Genomic DNA, 21330 nt, shown 5'->3' with positions numbered 1-21330 from the left:
CAGTGTGTTATTTCTTGTTATCTGTTGATCTCCTTGTGGAGCCTTGCAAACGGACATTTTGACAGCGATTCTGTGTTATCCCGCAGAAAATATTGCTTCCATTCATAATTATCCTCCGCCCCATAGAACTTTAAATCCGGATGAGGCGGTACGGGATCATATTCAACTAACCGCTGGCGAATCATGGCCTTTGTTCGTTCTGCTTGCCCTTCCCGGGCATTGAACTGCTGCAGAACCCAGCGGGGCGTGAAGGCAAGCATCATATAAGGGAAATATCTGCTCTGACGAAGCTCATGCGCGGGTGTGCCGCAATACACAAAATAAGGCTCGCCTGCATAACAAAATTCCCACAGATGTTCCGAAGGCTCCTCGGGGAGACCCTCCGGCCAAGGTTCTGCGTCGTATTCGGTTGTTCGGCTTAGCAGCTGCCAGAATAAACGCTCATAGTACTCGACGCCTGCCAAGTCATTCCTGCTATGTTCCGTGTTGATCAACACGACAAGTGAAGTATACGGCCCAAAATCTCTGGAGCCGAGTCCGAACTCATGCAGCAGTGAGGCCAGTTGTCCCGCTGCCTCCTGCGATTCGCCCTGATTAATAAAGCCATATCTAAAATGCTTCAGCACATGTCCCTGCACTGCCGGAATACAGGGGAATTTGGCGGAACGGTCCGTCATTTTCTCGGTTAGCTTTATTATCGCTTCTCGCTGCCAGTCCTCCGGTAATCCATGAATAGCATCCATATCTTCCAACCTCATTAAACCGCTCATCACCAGTCCTCCTCTTTCTACAGCATATAAGAGTGGATAAAAATGGGTGACTGTCCCGGCCGAAATCCAAATGAATTTCGAAAAGCGTTTCACGAAGCTTGAACTTTCTGATATCTTAAGTAGAGAAGAAATATAAAATGACCAGGCTTCTGCCTTAATTACCATAGAGAGGATTCTTTCACATTATGTCTAAACCCCTGCTAACAGATCAGATTCAAACTGCCAAGCCTGCCAAAAAACCGAGGCCATCCGCTCCGCCTGTGCGCATCTTTGCGCTGGGGGGGCTTGGAGAGATCGGAAAAAACATGTACGGTGTGGAATTCAAGAATGAGATTATCCTCATCGATGCCGGGCTGAAATTCCCGGATGCCGAAATGAGCGGAGTCGATTACATCATTCCGGATATCCGTTATTTAATCGATAACAAACACAAAGTGAAGGGTCTGTTTCTGACCCATGGCCATGAAGACCATATCGGGGCTATTCCTTATGTCCTTCGTCAAATCCAGATGCCGATTTATGGCGGGGCGCTGACCATCGGATTGGTTCGTGCGAAGCTGGAAGAGCATCGTCTGCTGGACCAAAGCGATCTGCGTGTGTTTCATGAAGACGAAACCATCTCATTCCGTCATCTTTCCGTTCATTTCTTCAGAACCACCCACAGCATTCCGGATGCCTTCGGGGTCGTGGTAGAAACCCCATACGGTCCGATCGTACATACCGGGGACTTTAAATTTGATTTTACGCCAGAGGATAGACCCGCTGATCTGCATAAAATCCTGCATATTGGCAAACGCGGCGTGCTCGCCCTTATGGCCGACAGCACCAACAGCGAGCGCGACGGATTTACGCCTTCAGAGCGTACCGTGGGCAACTCCATTCTGCGTCTGTTCCAGGAATGTCCCGGACGGATTTTGTTCGCAACCTTTGCTTCTAACGTCCATCGGTTACAGCAGGTCGTTGAGGCTGCCATCCGAACAGGACGCAAAATCGCGATTGTCGGCCGTAGTATGGAGAAGGTATTTGTCATCGGACAAGAACTCGGTTATATTCGCGTCCCTGACGGCATGTTTATCGATGCCAAAGCCGCTAACCGTTATCGGGACGACCAGGTGCTAATTATTTGTACAGGCAGTCAGGGCGAGCCCAATGCGGCACTGACCCGTATCGCCTCAGGTGCCCATCGTTCCATTCAAATTCATCCGGAGGACACCGTCATTTTCTCCTCCTCGCCGATTCCCGGAAACACCCAGAATGTAAACCGCAGCATCGATCTCTTGATGCGGGCCGGAGCAGAGGTCAAATACGGATCCATTCTCGATATTCACACCTCGGGTCACGGCTGCCGCGAAGATCTCAAGCTGATGATCAGCAGTTTGCGTCCTAAATATTTCGTACCGATTCACGGGGAGTACCGGATGATGCTCAATCACCGTCATCTGGCCGTGCAGGTTGGTGTTCCTGACAGCAACGTTTACTTGATGAACATCGGAAATACGCTGTCCCTGTTCCGCAACTACGCGCGGAAAGGCCGGAACATCCCTTCCGGAGACGTCTATATTAATAACGGTGAGCTTCGCACTCATGAAAAGGAATTGCTTGAAGAGCGGGTACAGCTCGCTCACGATGGCGTTGTCATCGTTGCCATTACCATCAATCGCGAAACACGCAAGCTGATGTCCGGGCCGGAGCTGATCACCCGCGGTTTTGTCTATATGCAGGATTCCAAACCTCTTCTCCGCCGCGCAGAAGCCATGCTGCGCAAACAGCTGAACAAGGCCGGAGAGCAGCGTGAATACAACCGCGCGGCTTGGGAGCAGATGACCAACAACACGCTTAACCGTTACTTCAAGCGGGAGCTGGGCCGAAGCCCGTACATTATGCCTTCCATTATGGAAATATAAACGCTTCACGCCCTGCCGCATGAACAGAATCACCATACAAAAAGGGTGGACCCAAGGTATTTCATACCTTTGTGGGTCCACCCTTTTCTTACATTTAGTTCCTTGCTGTGAATAACAGAACAGCTATCGCTGCTTGCGATGCTGATTACTTAATCCGCAAGCTCCAGCCCTTTTGTTTCTTTTCCAAGAATCAATACCCCCGCAGCCCCGATTAGAATGGTCACAAAGAACATCACGAAGATGAACTCAATGCTGGTCCCGTTCTGCTTCAGCACACCGACGAGAAGCGGCGCAATCACGCCGCCAATCCGTCCGAAGGACGTCGCCAGCCCAACCCCTGTTGAACGTACTTTCGTCGGGTAGAGCTCCGGACTGTAGGCATAGAGTCCGCCCCATGCCCCGAGATTGAAGAATGACAGGGAAATCCCCGCAGCAAGAAGTGATGCTTCCGTATTGGCATAGCCAAACCAGATTGCACTTAGAGCCGTAAGCACCAAGTATGTAACCAGAACAAACTTCCGTCCAAACTTCTCAATAAAGTAGGCGGCTGTAAAATATCCTGGCAATTGGGCAAGTGTCATGATCAGCACGCACTGAAAGCTCCTGACCAGACTGAAGCCTTTGTCCACCATAACCGTCGGAAGCCACAGAAACATACCGTAGTAGGAAAATACGACCGTAAACCACAGCACCCACAGCATAATGCTTGTACGCCGATGTTCAACCGACCAGACCGAGGCTACCCGCTGTCTTAAGGTCACCTTCGTGGCCATCTTTGCCTTCTGCTGTATATACCTTGGCGAATCCTCAATCGCACGCCGCAGATAGAGTGCATAGAAAGCAGGCAGAGCTCCAATCACAAAGGCTGCCCGCCAGCCGTAATCCGGTATGACAAAATAGGCGATAAGTGCGGATAAAATCCAGCCCGCTGCCCAGAAGCTCTCCAGCAGTACAACCGCTCTTCCCCGTTCATTTGCCGGCATACTTTCCGACACCAGGGTAGATGCAACCGGAAGCTCTCCGCCAAGTCCAAAGCCGGCGATAAAGCGCATAAAACACAACATAATAAAACCGGTAGCCAGCGCGGAAAGGCCGCTCGCTATCGAGAATATGAGCAGCGTCCAGAGCAGAATGTTCTTCCGTCCGTATTTGTCCGCCAAAAACCCAGCCATCGCCGCGCCAAATACCATTCCGATCGACGTTGTACTCGTCAGGATTCCAACCTGCTGCGAGCTTAGCGACCATTCGGTTGCCAGCGCTGCGACAACAAACGAAATCATCCCGACATCCATCGCATCAAACATCCAGCTGAGTCCCGCGCTGAACAGTAGCTTGCGCCGCTTCGGCTCTTTTAATAATTGCATGTTGCCCATATTGACCGCCCCCTCTCCTATATCTTTCTATAATGTAGAGCGAACAATACGTCTGGTCAAGCTGGATTATGCCATCGGCAAGATCACAGTGATGGTTGTACCTACCTGAAGCTTGCTGGAAACATGAACCTCCCCCTTGTGATCCTCAATCATTTTTTTGCTGATCATGAATCCCAAGCCGTTCCCTTTCTCCTTGGTCGTAAAAAAGGGCTCACCCAGACGGGAGAGAATAGACTCGGGAATCCCGCAGCCATTGTCAATGAAATGGATGGCGATGGTATGGCCTTCGCCTCTTCCCAGCCGAATGGTCAGCTCCCCGCCATCTGGCATGGACTCCACCGCATTTTTGATAAAATTAATAAACACCTGCTTCAGATGGTTCACATCGCAATCCACGCTGGCCTCGTGCGCTCCGAAATCCGTGATGATCTCAACGTTATGTATAATAGCCTGTGTATTCAAGAGTGTTATCACCTGCTCCAGGAGCTGACGGATATCCGTACGTTCGAATTTCACACTCTGCGGCTTTGCCAGGAACAGAAGCTCGCTGACAATCAGCTCAATCCGTTCGATCTCTGAAGAGATAATATCGAAATATTGATCCTTCCGACCTGCACCGGATCGAATTAATTGGACAAATCCTTTGATGGAGGTCATCGGATTTCGGATTTCGTGGGCGATACCTGCCGCAAGCTGCCCGGCCATCGACAACTTATCGGACTGAATCAGCCTCTCCTCTTCCTGATGGGCGGCTCGCTTTAAATCGGTGATATCCGTAAAGTGAGCTATGTAGCCGAGCGTTCTTCCATCTCTGCTATGGGCCATGCTTAACCTGCAGGATACCCACTTGATATCGCCTTGTTTATGTAACAACCTCTTCTCCATTTGCAGGGAAAGGGCCTTACCCGACACTAATTTCTCCAGTCGTTCCCTGTCCTTATTCACGTCTTCCGGATAAATCCAATGATAGTACGGATGGTACAGACATTCCTCCGCCTCATACCCTAATATGACACAAGCAGCGGGATTGATCTTGATAATGCTCCCCTCAGAATCGATGAATACCGTTCCGATCGGCGCAACTTCAACCGCCTGAACCATAAAATCATAGTTGAGACATTCACTATTCATCATCGTGGAGATCCTCCTTGTCCTTCGTTGTTCAAATCGTTTTACATATTTCGAGATATAGGTTTGCTTCTCCTCTCCTCTTCTCTATATTAGAAAATATAAATAAAGCAAACCAAAGGATAATTTGGACATAAGGCGAATATATTGTTATGGAGTTTCTAATATATGGTGTCAATACCAGAGCTATTCTAGTGAAATTGAGAGAAAATGGTATTTTTTGACTTGAACGCCATCGCTTTTTCGTTTATTGTGAAAGAAAGCAAGTCATTTACAATTGCTAGTCGTTAGGACCGTTAACAAAGGAGTTTGCGAGTATGTACACGGAACAAGATATTTGGATTGTGCTTACAGGCACGGGCACCTGGTTCAGCAGAATGATCCAATATTTCACGAAGGCCCCACTAAACCATGCATCCATTGCGTTTGATTCCGAATTACGCGAAGTGTACAGCTTTGGCCGAAAGAAGGCAAACAATCCGTTTGATGGCGGTTTGGTTCGCGAGAATTTGCGCGCTCCATTCTTCTACACCTCGGAATGCGCCGTTTACCGCTGCCGCGTCAGTAATGAGGACTATCAACGCATGCACAATCTTGTCAAAGAGATGATGCGTGATCAGAACCGCTACAAATATAATCTGCTAGGGCTGCTGGGTATATTGTTTCGGATTCATATTGATCGTGATGATGCTTTCTTCTGCTCTCACTTTGTCGCTACCGTTCTCGAGCAAGCAGGCCTGCGGCCTGTGAACAAACCTTGTCACTTGGTAACGCCAGAAGATTTCGCCCATTCACCGCAGTTGAATGAAATCTATCACGGTCCTCTTCATGGTTATCTTGCTCAAGAAATGACCTCCCCGCTGTCCTCGACGCCGACCTTTGCTCCTGCAACAACCAAAGGCAGAGGCAAGTTCTTCCGAATCGGGAAAACGGGTTAATACCGAAATGTTTAGCTATGATATAAATAGGAACCTATAACATCTTGGAAAAAAAAGCAGCCGGGCGATCGCCCGGCTGCTTCTTTATATGTTCTTCACGGGATTTCCCCGACGTCGTGCTCAGGTTTAGGCTGATGGAGTCTGATCCGAGGTTTGATCCAGAACAACTGGTGTCTTCTCCACGACAGTTAAATTCGCTTCAGCCAGCTTCTGCTGCTCCATTTTCTTGCGCTTGCGTTTACGGTTGAAATACACGCCGACTAACAGAAGCGGAACGGCAATAAGCGCAATATACAAGGATACGTCCTTAACCATACCTTCGGCCGCGTTGCCATACAGGTAAAACAAAGTACCTACCACATAAAACTTGGTGGCTCTGCCAATCGCAGCATACGCCAGGAGCCTCCATAACGGGAAGTTCAAACAACCCGAAAGGATGGTGAACACCTTAAAGGGAACCGGCGTAAAGGAACCAATCAATATGGCCGCCTCGCCGTTTTTCTGAAACATGTTCGTTGCAGCGTCAATCCACTCTTTTTTCAAAATCTTGTATAATACCGACTTCCCAAGCAGCTTTCCGATTAAATAACCAAATGGCGTTCCCAGCAAGCACCCGATAAAACCATAAGTTGCAAGCCAAAGTGCATCCTGCGGATGAACAATACTTAGCGAAACTTGCAGAAAAAAGGCGGGTATCGGAAAAATTACAGCATCAGCAAATGAATGAATAAACAATCCCCATGGACCAAAACTCTTCAAAAAATCCAAAATGACCTGAAACATGTCTCAACCCCTAAATATTTTCTTCCTGTTTCTATCAGACCCTTTATAAATTATAGCACATAATTATACTGGAAAGGACCTAAGCCACTCCAGCCCTGCGGAAATACGTGAATAAAGAAGCATGCCTTTGCTCCTATATAGTATATGCATCGAATTCAACTAACAACAAAAAAACCTTTCTTGCAGTAAGAAAGGTTTCTCGTCACATTGTGCAAGCCGGAATCAAAAATGAATAAGCTTGCAAAAAAATGTATTTTGTTTAATTTGCAGATATACTGCGATGTGCCGAATGTCTTGTCGGACCCACAAAATCATTCAGCGGGAAGCCGTTTGAAATCGCCTGCGTGATGAAGGCCTTCGCTTGCTGTACCGACTCGCGCACGGTCAATCCCTTGGCAAGATTCGCTGTAATGGATGCCGATGACGTACAGCCTGCACCGTGAGTATACTTCGTCACGATGGTATCGGCTTCAAACCATTCAAAGTTCTTTCCATCATAGAGCAGGTCCATCGCTTTTCCTTCGCGAATTTTGCCTCTATCCTTAATCAGCACATTCTTCGCGCCGCGCTCGTGAATGATGGCGGCAGCTTCCTGCATCTGATCCAGGGACGTGATCGGACCGGATTTCGCCAATTGGGACGCTTCGAACAGATTTGGCGTTACCAGATCGGCACGCGGAAGAAGGAATTCCAGCATCGCTTCCGTATTTTCCGGCTGCAGCACCTCATCTGTTCCCTTGCATACCATGACCGGATCGATGACAATCCGTTTCAAGTCATAGCGATCGATATATTGGGAGACAAGTTCAATAATCTCAACAGAGCCGAGCATTCCGGTCTTCATTGCATCAATGCCGATGCCTTCAAGCACTGTTTTCAGCTGTGTTTCCACGATATCGAGCGCCACCGGGAAAACCTGATGATCCCATGTTTTCGGTTCCATGCAGACAATGGTGGTGAGAGCGGTCATACCGTATACGTCAAATTCCTGAAACGTCTTCAGATCGGCCTGGATGCCAGCACCGCCGCTCGTATCCGAGCCCGCTACTGTTAGTGCTTTACGTATCGTCATGTTCCATGTTCCCTTCGCTTGTAAAATGATGATTCTATTATATGAAAAGATCTTATTGGCGTCTATTCGCAGATGCTGACGAATTCTGAAAGATGCTGCATCACTCCGCATGCGGATTGTTCTTCCGATCGCTGTTGATCCCGGATTCCTGTTGAATCATGAATATATCGTTGGAATCCGGATGAGCCTATGCTTCCGATGCCAGCTTTCCTCTGGAAAGCTTTCAGGCGAACGCTTCGCTTCTCCAGAACAATTCCGCCTGCTCCGTTGGAGCATCGTGAGAGTTCTTGCAGCTTGTACATCTCCCCCACTCCCGCTAGGCATTAGCCCTATGGAGTGGAGGAGAAACTTATTGTTCCGTCAGAATCACCGGGCCATCCTTCGTGATGGCCAGAGTATGCTCATATTGAGCTGACCATTTGCCGTCCACCGTTCTTGCCGTCCATCCGTCTGAGTCAATCTTGCATTGGTACGTTCCCAGATTAAGCATCGGCTCGATGGTAATGACCATGCCCTCTTTAAGCCGTGTCCCCCGATTGGGTGGGCCGTAATGCGGAACCTGCGGCTCCTCGTGCATGTTCTCGCCGATTGCGTGCCCTACGAAGTGGCGAACCACCGATAAATTTTGCGACTCTGCATAGGACTGAATGGCGTGAGAGATATCACCGATCCGATTGCCGACCACTGCCTGCTCAATCCCGAGATACAAGGATTTCTTGGTCACATCGAGCAGGTGCTGTGCTTCCTCAGATACGCTGCCTACCGGGTAAGACCAAGCGGAATCGGCAAGCCAGCCATCATACTTCACTACCATGTCGATGGTAACGATATCTCCGTCCTTTAACGGTTCATGGCTCGGGAAGCCATGGCAAATCACATCGTTGACCGACGCGCAGGTGGCAAAGGGATATCCGTGATATCCCTTCTGCTCCGGGGTCGCACCTCGCTCTGCCAGGAAACGCTCCACGAACTGGTCAATCTCCAGTGTTGTCACGCCCGGCTTAATCATCTGCGCAATCTGCCGATGACATTCGGCAAGAATGTCTCCAGCCTTATTCATCTTGGCGATTTGTTCTTGTGTTTTGAGGATTATCAATCCTGCTCACTCCTTTTTTCAAATGCTGTTATCTCCTATCCAAATCAAAAAGCCTTAGCTGGCTGGAGAGCCAAGGACAGGCACCTGCCCTCCATACTCCCCTGCCAATAAGGCTGATTCACAAGCACAAGATGTATCTGCTTTCTTCTTAAATCGTATATTCCAAAAAGAAAAGCTGAAGCGCCCTACATCATCTTATTCTACTCTTAAGCTAAGGTAACCTCAAACATTTCCGTTATGAATATCTGCCCTCCGATTTAAACGTAACAGGTACAAGAGCCGCTGCGTAAACATTTTGTATTCTCGGGGGCAACTTCAACTCTGCCGTAATCCAGGAGGTCATATGACTCTCTATAGCCATGAGCAGAATAAAAGCAGGCATCCATTTTCCCCATTTAAAACTTCATTTAACCAAGACAATCGTTTCTCCTCATAAAATAAAATATACATTAAGGATGCGCAGAAACGATAATTTTACACGTGAGATCACAAATCCTTTCTTTTTTCCTATGCTTTATTATATCAAATGGATCCAGGTACTTAGCTTTCCACTTGTTTCCGTTCCTCATCGGTCATATCGCTCTTCTCCTTGGACAGGAACCAGCCGAGAACCGCAATCAGGATCAGCACTCCCCAGAATACAAGCTTCCAGCCCGTGCTCTTCGGAAATGTCTTCTCCAGTACAGCGATATCAGGATGCGCGAGCGTATATACGGCCAGCTTAATCCCTACCCATCCTACGATCAGGAAAGCTGCCGTTTCCAAGCCGGGTCTTCTTACCAGCAGCCTTCCGAAATACGACGCCGCAAATCGCATGATGATGAGGCCGATGATTCCGCCTGTGAGAATAACCAGGAATTGTCCGCCGTCCATCCCCCCGATATTCGGCAGGTTGGTCTCTGGAAGCGTCAAGGCAAGCGCAACGGCTGCCAAAATCGCATCGACTGCAAAGGCAATATCCGCAAGCTCTACCTTCAATACGGTAACCCAGAATTTTTCGGTCTTCGTCTCAGCTTCCTTCAGATGTTTCTTCTTCTTCACAAAGAACTGTTTAACGATATGATTGATACTGATATACAACAGGTAGAAGGCTCCGATAGCCTGTACGTACCAGACATCTGCCAGGAACGAAATAATGAATAGCGAGGCAAAACGGAATACAAAAGCTCCTGCCAATCCGTAAAACAACGCCTTCTTCCGCTTATCCTCCGGCAAATGTTTGACCATGATGGACATGACAAGTGCATTATCGGCTGCGAGGATACCCTCGAGTCCAATCAGCACAATCAGTACCCATCCATATTCAAGCAACAGTCCCATTTCCAAACGCAATCTCTCCTTCTTGTTATGAAATGTTCCGATTCCGTTTTAAAAAGGTTGAAGGAAACAAAAAAACCTTTATCCCGAAAATCGGCGATAAAGGTATCATACCCAGAAATAGCTCACAGGAATAACAACCTTTACCGAATCGGCAAAGGTCTCGCAAACAACTTTCGTTGCCAACAAAGCCGGAGACACGTTACGTGTCACGAATTGACGACTTTGCTGAGGCTGCTACTCCCCTTTACTTGAATAAATGGATTATAGCATGGCTGTATAATGGCGCCAATAGATTTCCGAAAATTTTACATTCCGTTTACACTTCTCTTTTCTTCCTCCAGGCATAGACCAACAGTACAACTGCGAGAACGACTGCAGCTCCCCACAAGAAAGGCTGCAGTAACGGCGACTGACCTGCCCCCTGATCTTCGCTTGCTGGGACTTCCTCGGGAAGGGTGTTCTCCCCTGTATCCCCTGATTTAGGTATTTCTTGTGGAGAATACCCCTTGCCAAGCTCGGTTAGTTCCTTACCTGCCGCAGAGAGGAGCTTCGTTCCGTCGCACAGCCCTGTTTGCAGCTGACCGGAGCGTACATAACCGAACACCAAAAATTCACTTCCCACCGCAAACTGATCATAACCACAGCTGGCTGAAGACATCGCCGTTGTAAGCTCCGTCTTAAGTGGCAACTCCCCTTTCCATACCTCAGTTACCTCAATCGTCACAACGACCGGATCTGTAGAGGACATCACCAGCTTTGGCTTCGGGCCAACCATCTTTGTCACTTTGCCAGCAAATACAGCAGCGCTCCGTTCCAAGCCTTCCGGAACCGTAGGCGGTCCAGCGCAAGAACAGGAGAATACATCCGTTGGTTTTACAGCATATACACTCACAAGCAGCAGCAAACAGCTAAGCAGGATCATGACCGTGAAATTTCTCATAAAGGATCACCTCAATCCCTAGACGTCTCTCTCCTCTAAAATGTTCCCGTTGATCTATAAAAGGAAGGACGATCCGGCAAGAGATTTATAGGTCGCATCATACAGGCTGTTTACTGGCTACCATCAAATAGTGTCGTTCTGTTGGGTACTCGATGTTCTCCACCTTCAGCCCCGCTTGCTCCAACAAGTCCTTCATGACATACGGGTCGATCCGGTTCGGACGAGGAACCCGCTGCTCCGATGGATCCTCCTGCCATTCCAGGCATAAGCAGCGTCCGCCCGGGCGCAATACTCGTGCAATCTGTTGAATGGACTCCTCCAGTTCATCCGTGATGTGAAGAATGAGGGAAGCGATGACACGATCCATCGTTCCCTCTTGGAACGGTAGCTTTTCCACGATCCCTTCCATGACGTTGACATTCGTTAACCCCTGCTCCCGTACACGATCCCGCATCATTTGCAGCATGGCTGGCTCGGTATCCAGAGCATATACGGTGCCTGTCGTTAGCGCAGCGGCCGGTATGGAAAAATATCCGGTGCCTGCTCCAATATCCAGCACATCCACCTCTCCACTCACCTGCAGCCTCTCAAGCAGCGAAGATGCGGGCAGCTCCCTCTTTCTTTCCGGACTTTCCAATCGGTCTATGAGTGTCTTATCAAAGATTTCCTTCATCTTGTTGTTTCCCTCCTTGTATCATTGCATTTCATATGTAAGCCATAAATACAAATTCTGTAGGGGACATAGAGTCCACCCTTCCTGTAGCTACCATATCGTCTTCCTGAGGTTACCATACCGTTGTTCGTTGATGATGTAAACCGGTTAAGCCCAAAACGAAAAGGGCATCCCCATGATCATCATTGATCACGGGGACACCCATTCGTGCAATTAATCGAGTTGATCCTCCATTCGTACCTGCTTTGCCAGGAAATCTGCGAGATGAACGGCCTCTACGCCATTTTGCAAACCGGCACGCTCGATACCCCACTTCATTTGCAGCAGGCAGCCCGGATTAGAAGTCACAATGACCTTGGCCCCGGTAGCTTCCACATGCTCCATCTTATGGTCCAGCAGCGTTGTCGACATTTCCGTCTGGGTCAGGTTATATATGCCAGCGGAACCGCAGCATACCTCTGCCCCCTGAAGCTCGCACAATTGCACGCCCGGAAGCTGCAACATCAGCTGGCGCGGCTCTCCCTGCACCCTCATCACGTTGCGCAGGTGACAGGAATCCTGATAGGTGACGGCAACCGCCGCATCGTCCTTTCCGGCTTCCGCATGGATCGGCTCAAGCGGCCTGCCCAGGTTGTGCAGCAGCTCGGAGATATCCTTCACCTGATCTGCAAAACGGACCGCCGCTTGCGAAAGACGCTCATCCGGTTCCGCATGCATCAGATGATCGTATTCCTTCAGCAAGGCACCACACCCCCCCGCATTGCTTGCGATATAATCAACGTTCGCTTCCCCGAAAGCCCAAATATTTCGACCGGCCAGCTGCTTGGCATCACCCATCTCACCCGCATGGGCATGCAGTGCTCCGCAGCATACCTGCTCCTCCGGTATGACGATTTCGAACCCGGCCTGACGGAGCAGTCGCACGGTATTTACGTTCGTAGGTGCAAACATAACATCCATAATGCAGCCCCGGAACATGCCCACCCGGCCAACCGTATCTCCTGCCGCTGGAATAACCATAAGCCCTGAACCACTGTCAGTCGTTTCACGCCGGTAAGGAAAGCCCGCCTTGCTCCACAGCTCTTCCAGGCCATCGCCCGATACATCAGGCAGTGCCTGCTCAAGCTGCTGAAGATGGTCGGGAAACAGCTTCATGGCCCCTGAGTTTCGGGCAAACTTCTGCAGCCCTGATTTCTGATAGAAGGAAAGCGTCTTGCCAATCAGCTTCAGCCTTCTGCGATGCGGGAACACCCCTTGCAGGAAGGTCTTGCGGACGATTCGCACAGGCATCGAATACGGCTTCTCCGCAGCAATGGCAGCCCGGGTCTGCTCGATCAATTGGCCGTACTTCACATCCGAAGGACAAGCTGGCTCACAGGCTCTGCAGCCCAGACACAGATCCATCTGGCTACGGAAGCTTTCATCCGGCTCCATCAAGCCATCAACAACGGCTTTCATAAGTGCAATCCGCCCACGGGGGGAGGCCGCCTCAAGTCCCGTCTCGATGAATGTTGGGCAAGCGGTCTGGCAAAATCCGCAGCGCATACAGTTTGTCAGCTGATCCTCATCCAGCGTCAGCTTCAGCGATTGGGCTAGCTTCTCATGGGTTGAATTCATGCGCTCTCGCTCCCCTCACGGTGTTTGAATCTCCTCATCCTGCGTTGTCGTCCGTCCTACAGCTTCCGTTCGATCCTGATAAATGATCCGCTTTCTCGTTTCCGCGAACAGCTTGCCCGGGTTCATGATCTGATGCGGGTCGATCGCATCCTTGATGGATTTCATCATCTTGATGCCGGCTTCGCCCACCTTCCATTCCAAGTAAGGTGCCTTCACGATCCCAACGCCATGCTCCCCGGTAATGGTGCCGCCCATCGCAATGGCCACTTCAAAGATTTCGGCGAAGGCCTGTTCCACGCGGTGAATCTCTTCCGGATCCCGTGCATCCGTCATCGCGGTCGGATGCAGATTGCCATCCCCGGCATGACCGAATGTGCAGATCTGCACATCATATTTCTGAGCGATTCGCTGAACCTCAAGCACCATATCCGCAATCTTCGAACGGGGAACCGTAGCATCCTCCAATATCGTTGTGGGCCGCAGACGGGATAGCGCTGCGAGCGCACTCCGTCTGGCTTCCATCACCTTCGCCCCTTCCTCCGGAGTCTTGGCGATATTCAGCTGCACCGCACCCGATGCAAGACATATTTCCTCCAGCTGCTTCAAATCCCGCTCCACATCATCGGCGTTGCCATCCTGTTCGATAGCCAGCATCGCTTTAGCGTGAACCGGCAGTCCGATTTTGGCAAAATCCTCGACCACCTGAAGTGTGGGCTGATCCATAAATTCCAGCGTACACGGAAAAATATGATGGGCTATAATGTTCGAAACCGTTCGGGCAGCCGCATGGAGGTCATCATAAACGGCGACCATCGCTTTCCTGTAAGAAGGCTTCGGAATTAATTTAACCGTTGCTTCTGTGAGTATGGCTAACGTTCCGCCCGATCCTACCAATAGTCGGGTCAGATCGTACCCTGCCGCATCCTTCACCAGCTTGCCGCCTGTACGCAGGATGCTGCCGTCCGGCAATACAGCCTCCAACCCCAGGACATAATCCTTGGTTGTGCCGTACTTCAAACCACGCAGTCCACCAGCCCCCAGGGCAATATTGCCGCCCATCGTACAGATGATCATACTGCTTGGATCCGGCGGGTAGAACAACCCGGTCCGTTCAACCGCCAGATGAAACTGCTTTGTATTCAGACCGGTCTGGAAGGTCGCGGTCAGATTATCCGAATCGATCTCCAGCAGCTTGTTCATTCGAGTCATGACCACCACCAGCCCGCCCTGAAGCGGAATGGTGCCGCCGCACAGATTGCTGCCTGCACCTCGTGTAATGACGGGTATCCGATGCTTTGAACAAATTTTGACGATGTCGGATACCTGCTGCGTGCTTTCGGGAAAAATCACCCCGTCCGGCATCGCTTGATATAGCGGGGTAGCATCATAACTGTAAGAAACCAGGCTTTCCGGATCGTCCTTGAACCACTCCCCGCCAACCACTTTGATCAACAACTCGCGAATAACCGATTCCAGCACATTTCATTCCCCCTCCCATTACGGGCTTTACTACGATAAATTCCCCTTGCTTCTCACGAAGTTAAATACGCTTTCCGTCCTGATGCTTGAATATCAATTATAGGAACGGCATCGAGCCCATCGTCCCTCTTCCTAAGCTAGAGAAATTCAGGCTTGCTTCTCCCACTAGGGCAGCGCCAGCTTTCCCATCACGGTTGGGCGAAACGCTCCAGTAGCTGCAGGCAGATTGTTGGGAACGCCGAACATGAAATCATTGCCAAGCAGTGCAAAGATCACGGCTTCCTTGGCATCGTCATCAAACCCCAGCGTTCTGGAGGTCATCACCTTCTGCCCCGGCAATAACTCGCCTAACATGGAGAGCAATGTCTTGTTGCGGGCTCCTCCACCGGTCACTATCACTTCATCGATCCCGTGACGGGGGAAAACATAGTTCTCATAGCTGTCAGCAATGGAATGAGCTGTAAAAGCCGTTGCCGTTGCCATTGCGTCCTCGTCCGACAGCTTGCGCAGCTTGGCTTGTTCCAGGAACGAAACCGCATAACTGTGGCCGAACAACTCCCTCCCCGTTGATTTGGGCGGCGGGGTGCCGAAGTAAGAATGGCCCAGCATTTCGTCCAATAAAACGCGGTCCGGCTTGCCTTGGGCAGCCCAATTACCTCCGTCGTCATACAACAACCGCCCTCCGGACAGGATGTAGGCCACAGCGTCTATAACCATATTGCCGGGTCCGGTATCAAAGGCCAGCACATCCGAAGGATCCGCCCCTGCGGGCAGCGCCGTGCAATTGCCGATCCCGCCGATGTTTTGCAGCAGCCTTCCACGTTCCGGGTGACGGAATAATATCCAATCCCCATACGGAGCAAACGGTGCGCCTTGGCCCCCGACCGCCATGTCCGCGGGACGAAAGTCCCCGACCACGAGCTTGCCGGTATGCTTGGCAATAGCAGAGATATCGCCGATCTGCAAAGTCGACGCGACAGCATACGGGTCGCCTTGTTCCGGTACCGGCTGATGCCAGATGGTCTGTCCGTGAGAGCTGACCAGATCCACTTCATCGACATGCATGCCCGCATCGGCAACCGCTTCCAGAACAACCGCTCCAAACTGATAACCGAGGAACGCATTCATATTGCATATTAGAGCACTGTTCGAATTCGCTTCCACGCACAAATCACGCAGCCGCTGACGAAGCTCCGGCTCATATGCCTTACTGTAGTAATGCAAGAGCTCGACCGAGGCTGCAAGGCCGCTTCCCTCTATGCGGACAATCGCAGCATCGATGCCATCCAGCGAAGTGCCGGACATCAAGCCGACCACAACGGTCGGCCTTCCATCCTTCCATGGTGAGAACATCATCGTCTACGCCTCCCCATACAGCAGGTAAGGAGCCCTCATCGTTCTCCACTGTTCCGATTCCCGGGCCCACTGCGCAGCAATACGCTGAAGTCCGGCTTCTTCATGGATGTGCCTCCGGACATCCTCGCTTCCTGTGAGCAAATCAATAAAATATCGATTGCGTCCTGCCGGCGGAGTAAGCCACTGGAACTCCTCCGGGTACATCCGGCTGACCAGATGCAGAAGCGTAAGCCCAGTACGTACAGCCTCCACTTCAGATGGCTTCGTCATGAACAGCATCACGCCTCCACATCCTTCACCCTGATGCTTCGAGAAGGTTGGTGTCATGAACATGGGATGGGCATGGATGCCTGGAAGTCGATAGGCGTTAAACGCCTTGGCCAGCTCCTCGCCGTCGATCCACGGAGCACCGATCCATTCAAATGGCCGGGTCGTGCCTCTGCCTTCCGAAAGATTGGTCCCTTCGAAGAAGCAGGTTCCGCTGTAGAGGCGAACCGTATCCATCGTGGGAATGTTCGGGGAAGGCAGCACCCACGGAAGCCCCGTCTCGGTGTAGTCCATCCTGCGGGTCCAACCTTCCAGCCCAATGACATCCAGATCACAGCCGGTTCCCCGCATCTCGTTAGCCATACGCGCAAATTCACCGATGGTCATCCCGGTGCAAATCGGTATCTGCCATCCGCCCACCATCGATTCGTATCCCGGCTGCAGCAAGCCGCCTTCACAGCGTTCCCCGCCGAGCGGATTCGGCCGGTCCAGAACGAGCAGGCTCTTGCCATGTTCGGCGCATGCCTCCATGACATACAGCAGGGTGGTCATATAGGTGTAGAAACGCACACCGAGGTCTTGAATATCGAAGATGACGGTATCGACATTCTTCAGCATATCGGCATCCGGCTTACGCCGGGAGCCGTACAGGCTGTACACAGGAACACCGTATACCGGATCTACTTCATCCTCCACGTGTTTGCCTGCCTGAAGCTGACCGCGCAGCCCATGCTCACAAGCAAACAAAGCCGTCAATTCCGAATTCGGCAAGCCTGCAATCACCTCAATAGATGAACGAAAATCCGACGTGAGCCCCGTCGGATTCGTGATGACGCCAAGGCGACAGCCTGTGATTTTCTCATGCGATAATCCCGGCAGGACATCAATTCCGCTCCGCATGTTACCCCTCATCATACGCTTACACCTCTCGCTTCCGAGGCTGCAATACCGTCTTCTGCCGGCTTGGCCTCTTCCGGATTCAGTACATTATACGTAACCTTATGCTGGTATATCGCCCACATGCCGTTAAAGAGGAATCCAAAACCAACCACGGTAAGGACCAGTGGAATCGCAACGCAGAAGGCTTGAAAGCTTGCTCCAAGCGTATAGGCCGGAAACTTCAGGAACAACTTGACGCTGTAGGCCATCGCTTTAAAGATGCCCATCCCTTCCTGAATGACAAGCTGAAAGGTGTAGAATTGGGAGATGAGCGCCATGATGACAAAATAGGTCTGGAATACACCGATCGCGAGATAGCCGATTCCCTCTTTGCCTCCGTAATACCACCAGGTGGACCACAGAATCAGTGCCATCACTACGAAGAAGAAGCCCATAACCACAGCAGGCCCGAGGCCTTTAAGCGCACCTTGGAACACGTCCTTGAGCCTGGACTTGCCCCGTTCCGTCTTGCGATGGTAAGCATAACAAACCCCGTAGAACAACGGCATATACAGCACCGGCAGCAGCAGTAGCGCCGCCATCAGCGGCACAAACATCACGACAACCACGAGGATCAGCGAGGTTATCATGCTGTATAAGGCCACCGCCGTAATTTCGCGGTAAACCTCAACCCCTGTCTTTTTCAACACATCATTCAGCTTGCGCATAGATTTCCTCTCCTCTTCGTCGTTGTTTACCAATCAATACGCTGTTCCGTCTCAGGATCGAAGAAATGCACTTTATCAAAATTGAAAATGAATGTTTTCTCCATGCCCGGATAACCTGTCGTTTCGGGATGAACCTTCGCGGTAACGGTCCGGTTGCCAACTCGGAAATACACCAGATTCTCCGAGCCCAGATGTTCAACGACCTGTACCTTGGTTGAATACGTATAGTCCAGATTCGAGATGACCGGTATATCCTCACCCGTAATATGCTCGGGACGCATGCCCAGAATGAGATGCTCATTCTCGTATTTGCTCAGCGCAGCCGCCATGGAATCGGGAATGACAAATTCGCCGCCCTCCATCCGAAGCACGTTTCCTTCCTTATGCACATCGATAAAGTTCATCGGCGGAGATCCGATAAAACCGGCAACAAACATGTTTTGCGGATTCGCATACAGCTCCGTCGGTGATGCAATCTGCTGAATAATCCCGTTGTTCATCACGACAATCCGCTCGCCGAGTGTCATCGCTTCAACCTGATCATGCGTTACATATACAATGGTTGCCTCAAGACGTTTATGCAGCTCGGACAGCTCCACGCGCATCTGCACGCGAAGCTTCGCATCCAGGTTCGAGAGCGGCTCATCAAACAGGAACACCTGCGGATCGCGTACAATCGCCCGGCCCACCGCAACGCGCTGACGCTGTCCGCCGGACAGCTCGCGCGGCTTCCGATCAATCATCGACTCCAGGCCGAGAATGGAGGCGGCCTGTGATACCTTTTGCTCAATATATTCTTTAGGTTTCTTCAGATTCTTCAAACCGAAGGAGAGATTCTCGCGAATTGTCATATGGGGATACAGGGCGTAATCCTGGAACACCATGGCGATATCCCTGTCTTTCGGATGGAGATTGTTTACCACCCGGTCGCCGATGAGGATATCACCGGATGTTTGACGCTCAAGCCCGGCAATCATGCGCAGCGAAGTGGTTTTGCCGCAGCCGGAAGGACCGACAAATACCACAAACTCTTTATCATGAATTACAAAGTCCGACCCCGCTACAGCGGTAAAGGTCCCTTTGTTGTCGTCTACAAATTCTTTTCGTATATTACGGAATTCTACGCGTGCCATAACTTTGCCTCCTTCTAGCCTTTAACGGCTCCAATGGTGATGCCTTGCAGGAAATAGCGCTGAAGCGAGAAGAACAGGATCATCATCGGCAGTGCCGCGACGGTGGCTCCAGCCATAAGTGCGCCGAAATCGGTTGTGTCCGCATAGACGAAGGAAGCAAGACCTACCTGAATGGTCCTCATTTCCGCCGAATTGGTCACGAGGAAGGGCCAGAAGAAATCGTTCCATGATGCAACGAACGTGAAGATAGCGAGTACGGCGAGACCCGGTTTAGCCATAGGAAGAATGACTTTCCAAAAGATACCGAACTCTCCGCAAGCATCGATCCGCGCTGCATGAATCAAGGAGGTGGGCAGCGACGACATGTACTGCTTCATCAAGAAAATGTTGCCCACACTTACGATTCCGGGGAGCAGAATGGCCGTATATGTATTCCCGAGATCAAATACGTCAATCATCAAAATATAGAGCGGAATCAGCGTAACTTGTGCCGGAATCATCATGGTGCTGAGCAAAACCCAGAATACCGCTTTGTTCCCCGGGAACTTCAGCTTCGCAAAGGCATACCCTGCGAGCGATGCGAGAAACACGTTGGTCACCGTCAGGATGGTGGAGATTAATAAGGAGTTAAAGAGCCACCTCATTACGTTGGTTTTGCCGAAAAAACGCTCATATGGGGCTACGGACAGCACGTCCGGGATCATTTTGGGAATAAACGAAGCGGCCGACTTGGTGTCCTGTACAGAGCCAATCAACATCCAGTACATCGGAATGATCGTCAGAACGCTCCATACCACCAGGATGACCGAAGCCACAATCAGCATGATCACTTTTGATCTTGATTTCATGGGTGCACCCCCTTTTAGCTTCAGTGATATACGTTAGTACTCTACGTCGGAAGAGAAATATTTGAACTGAATGATGGAAATGACGATAATCAATGCAGCCAGTACAAAAGATTGCGCCGCCGCAAGCCCGAATTCGTAGAAATTAAACGCCGTGCTGTAAATCAGATAGGCGATGGTGGTCGTCGCAAAGTTCGGTCCGCCCTGTGTCATCAGATACACCGAGATAAACACCTGGAAGGACGTAATGACGCCCGTCACAAGCAGATACAGCGTGGTTGGTTTCATCAGTGGCCACGTAATGCGCCAGAATTTGGACCATCCGCTGGCATGGTCAATATCCGCGGCTTCATAGAGCGATTTGGGAATCCCGCCCATGGCGGCCAGATAGAGAATAATGCCTGCACCATGCGAACCGAGCCAGTTCATCAATATGAGCGAAAAGAGGGCGGTATCCGATTTGCCAAGCCATATGACGGGATCGAATCCGAACAATCCAATGAACCGATTCAAAAGCCCGGCATTCGTCGGATCGTAAATGGCAAGCCATACGACGGAGATCGTTACGCCGGAGGCTACGGCCGGCAAATACATCGTAGCCTTGAAGAACGTTTGCCATTTGTTCTTCATCTGGAAAATGAAAAAGGACAGACCATACGTGATAACAATGTTGACCGGAACCGTGCCGATCGTGAATAAGACCGTATTCCTCATGGATTTCCAGAACACTTCATCCTGTACCATCCGTGTGTAGTTATCCGTTCCAATCCATTCGGAGCCCATAACGCTGTATTCCTGGAAGCTCATCAGAAAGGCGGAAGCAACCGGGTATAGCGTAAATACCAAGAACAACAGTACTGGAGCCAGAATGAATAAATACGCCCATCCATATTCGCGCCAGTACCCCTTCATGGGGGGACGTGAAGGCCGGGCTTGCGCCGGGGCAGTCTGCATTTGATTTCCTCCTTTGCGCACAGGTGAAGTATGTTCATGAAGCCTTAATTCTTACAAAGCCTAGAGCGATTCGTT

Annotated in this window: 20 protein-coding genes; 2 read left to right on the top strand and 18 right to left on the bottom strand. The window is 50.7% G+C overall.

Annotation, left to right across the window (positions count from 1 at the left end; all coding sequences use genetic code 11):
- Positions 1-17 precede the first annotated feature (17 nt).
- Positions 18-770, bottom strand: a complete 753-nt coding sequence (locus B9D94_RS03085) for a YqcI/YcgG family protein (RefSeq protein ID WP_036643538.1) — start codon at positions 768-770, stop codon at positions 18-20.
- Positions 771-955: 185 nt separating this feature from the next.
- On the opposite strand from B9D94_RS03085, the gene B9D94_RS03080 reads away from it, so the two are divergent.
- Complete coding sequence (locus B9D94_RS03080; protein WP_006212775.1) at positions 956-2674, top strand: ribonuclease J1; 1719 nt, start codon at positions 956-958, stop codon at positions 2672-2674.
- Between the two features lie 149 nt (positions 2675-2823).
- On the opposite strand, the gene B9D94_RS03075 is transcribed toward B9D94_RS03080, so the two are convergent.
- Entirely contained in the window at positions 2824-4047 is a 1224-nt protein-coding gene (locus B9D94_RS03075) for an MFS transporter (protein ID WP_148246439.1), read from the bottom strand.
- Positions 4048-4113: 66 nt separating this feature from the next.
- The gene (locus B9D94_RS03070) at positions 4114-5181 is read right to left on the bottom strand and encodes an ATP-binding protein (RefSeq protein WP_148246438.1); all 1068 of its coding nucleotides are present in this window, start codon (positions 5179-5181) and stop codon (positions 4114-4116) included.
- Positions 5182-5492: 311 nt separating this feature from the next.
- On the opposite strand from B9D94_RS03070, the gene B9D94_RS03065 reads away from it, so the two are divergent.
- Positions 5493-6113, top strand: coding sequence for a hypothetical protein (locus tag B9D94_RS03065; protein WP_148246437.1), 621 nt, complete (start codon positions 5493-5495; stop codon positions 6111-6113).
- A gap of 126 nt (positions 6114-6239) precedes the next feature.
- Here B9D94_RS03065 and B9D94_RS03060 read toward each other — a convergent pair whose 3' ends face one another.
- The 15 genes from B9D94_RS03060 to B9D94_RS02990 form a co-directional block, all read right to left on the bottom strand.
- Complete coding sequence (locus tag B9D94_RS03060; RefSeq protein WP_006212780.1) at positions 6240-6896, bottom strand: YqaA family protein; 657 nt, start codon at positions 6894-6896, stop codon at positions 6240-6242.
- 259 nt (positions 6897-7155) lie between these two features.
- Complete coding sequence (pdxK, locus tag B9D94_RS03055; RefSeq protein WP_036643640.1) at positions 7156-7968, bottom strand: pyridoxine/pyridoxal/pyridoxamine kinase; 813 nt, start codon at positions 7966-7968, stop codon at positions 7156-7158.
- A gap of 62 nt (positions 7969-8030) precedes the next feature.
- Positions 8031-8270 carry a hypothetical protein gene (locus tag B9D94_RS03050; protein WP_148246436.1) on the bottom strand — a complete coding sequence of 80 codons (240 nt, stop codon included), beginning with the start codon at positions 8268-8270 and terminating at the stop codon, positions 8031-8033.
- Positions 8271-8317: 47 nt separating this feature from the next.
- A complete protein-coding gene (gene map, locus B9D94_RS03045) occupies positions 8318-9064 on the bottom strand; it encodes a type I methionyl aminopeptidase (RefSeq protein ID WP_006212783.1) in 747 nt (248 codons plus the stop codon).
- 540 nt (positions 9065-9604) lie between these two features.
- Positions 9605-10384, bottom strand: coding sequence for a TerC family protein (locus B9D94_RS03040; protein ID WP_228030114.1), 780 nt, complete (start codon positions 10382-10384; stop codon positions 9605-9607).
- 316 nt (positions 10385-10700) lie between these two features.
- Positions 10701-11324: a hypothetical protein gene (locus B9D94_RS03035; protein ID WP_148246435.1), complete on the bottom strand. Its 624-nt coding sequence runs from the start codon at positions 11322-11324 to the stop codon at positions 10701-10703.
- Positions 11325-11421: 97 nt separating this feature from the next.
- The gene (locus B9D94_RS03030; protein WP_148246434.1) at positions 11422-11997 is read right to left on the bottom strand and encodes a class I SAM-dependent methyltransferase; all 576 of its coding nucleotides are present in this window, start codon (positions 11995-11997) and stop codon (positions 11422-11424) included.
- A 213-nt stretch (positions 11998-12210) separates the two neighbouring features.
- Positions 12211-13614 (bottom strand): (Fe-S)-binding protein, encoded by a 1404-nt coding sequence (locus B9D94_RS03025; protein WP_148246433.1) that lies wholly within the window; start codon positions 13612-13614, stop codon positions 12211-12213.
- A 15-nt stretch (positions 13615-13629) separates the two neighbouring features.
- Entirely contained in the window at positions 13630-15093 is a 1464-nt protein-coding gene (locus tag B9D94_RS03020; protein ID WP_036643545.1) for an FAD-linked oxidase C-terminal domain-containing protein, read from the bottom strand.
- Between the two features lie 165 nt (positions 15094-15258).
- Entirely contained in the window at positions 15259-16449 is a 1191-nt protein-coding gene (locus tag B9D94_RS03015; protein ID WP_148246432.1) for an anhydro-N-acetylmuramic acid kinase, read from the bottom strand.
- 3 nt (positions 16450-16452) lie between these two features.
- Positions 16453-17631 carry a DUF1343 domain-containing protein gene (locus B9D94_RS03010; RefSeq protein WP_148246431.1) on the bottom strand — a complete coding sequence of 393 codons (1179 nt, stop codon included), beginning with the start codon at positions 17629-17631 and terminating at the stop codon, positions 16453-16455.
- Positions 17628-18323 (bottom strand): hypothetical protein, encoded by a 696-nt coding sequence (locus B9D94_RS03005; protein WP_063477809.1) that lies wholly within the window; start codon positions 18321-18323, stop codon positions 17628-17630. The genes B9D94_RS03010 and B9D94_RS03005 overlap by 4 nt, the downstream gene beginning before the upstream one ends.
- Before the next feature lie 26 nt (positions 18324-18349).
- Positions 18350-19456 carry an ABC transporter ATP-binding protein gene (locus B9D94_RS03000; protein ID WP_006212794.1) on the bottom strand — a complete coding sequence of 369 codons (1107 nt, stop codon included), beginning with the start codon at positions 19454-19456 and terminating at the stop codon, positions 18350-18352.
- A 14-nt stretch (positions 19457-19470) separates the two neighbouring features.
- Positions 19471-20304, bottom strand: coding sequence for a carbohydrate ABC transporter permease (locus B9D94_RS02995; protein WP_006212795.1), 834 nt, complete (start codon positions 20302-20304; stop codon positions 19471-19473).
- A gap of 33 nt (positions 20305-20337) precedes the next feature.
- Positions 20338-21255 (bottom strand): carbohydrate ABC transporter permease, encoded by a 918-nt coding sequence (locus B9D94_RS02990; protein ID WP_006212796.1) that lies wholly within the window; start codon positions 21253-21255, stop codon positions 20338-20340.
- Positions 21256-21330: the final 75 nt, after the last annotated feature.

It is taken from the genome of Paenibacillus sp. Cedars (genome assembly GCF_003184205.1).
GTDB classification, from domain to species: domain Bacteria; phylum Bacillota; class Bacilli; order Paenibacillales; family Paenibacillaceae; genus Paenibacillus_AQ; species Paenibacillus_AQ glucanolyticus.
This window is presented reverse-complemented; position numbering and strand designations above follow the sequence as displayed.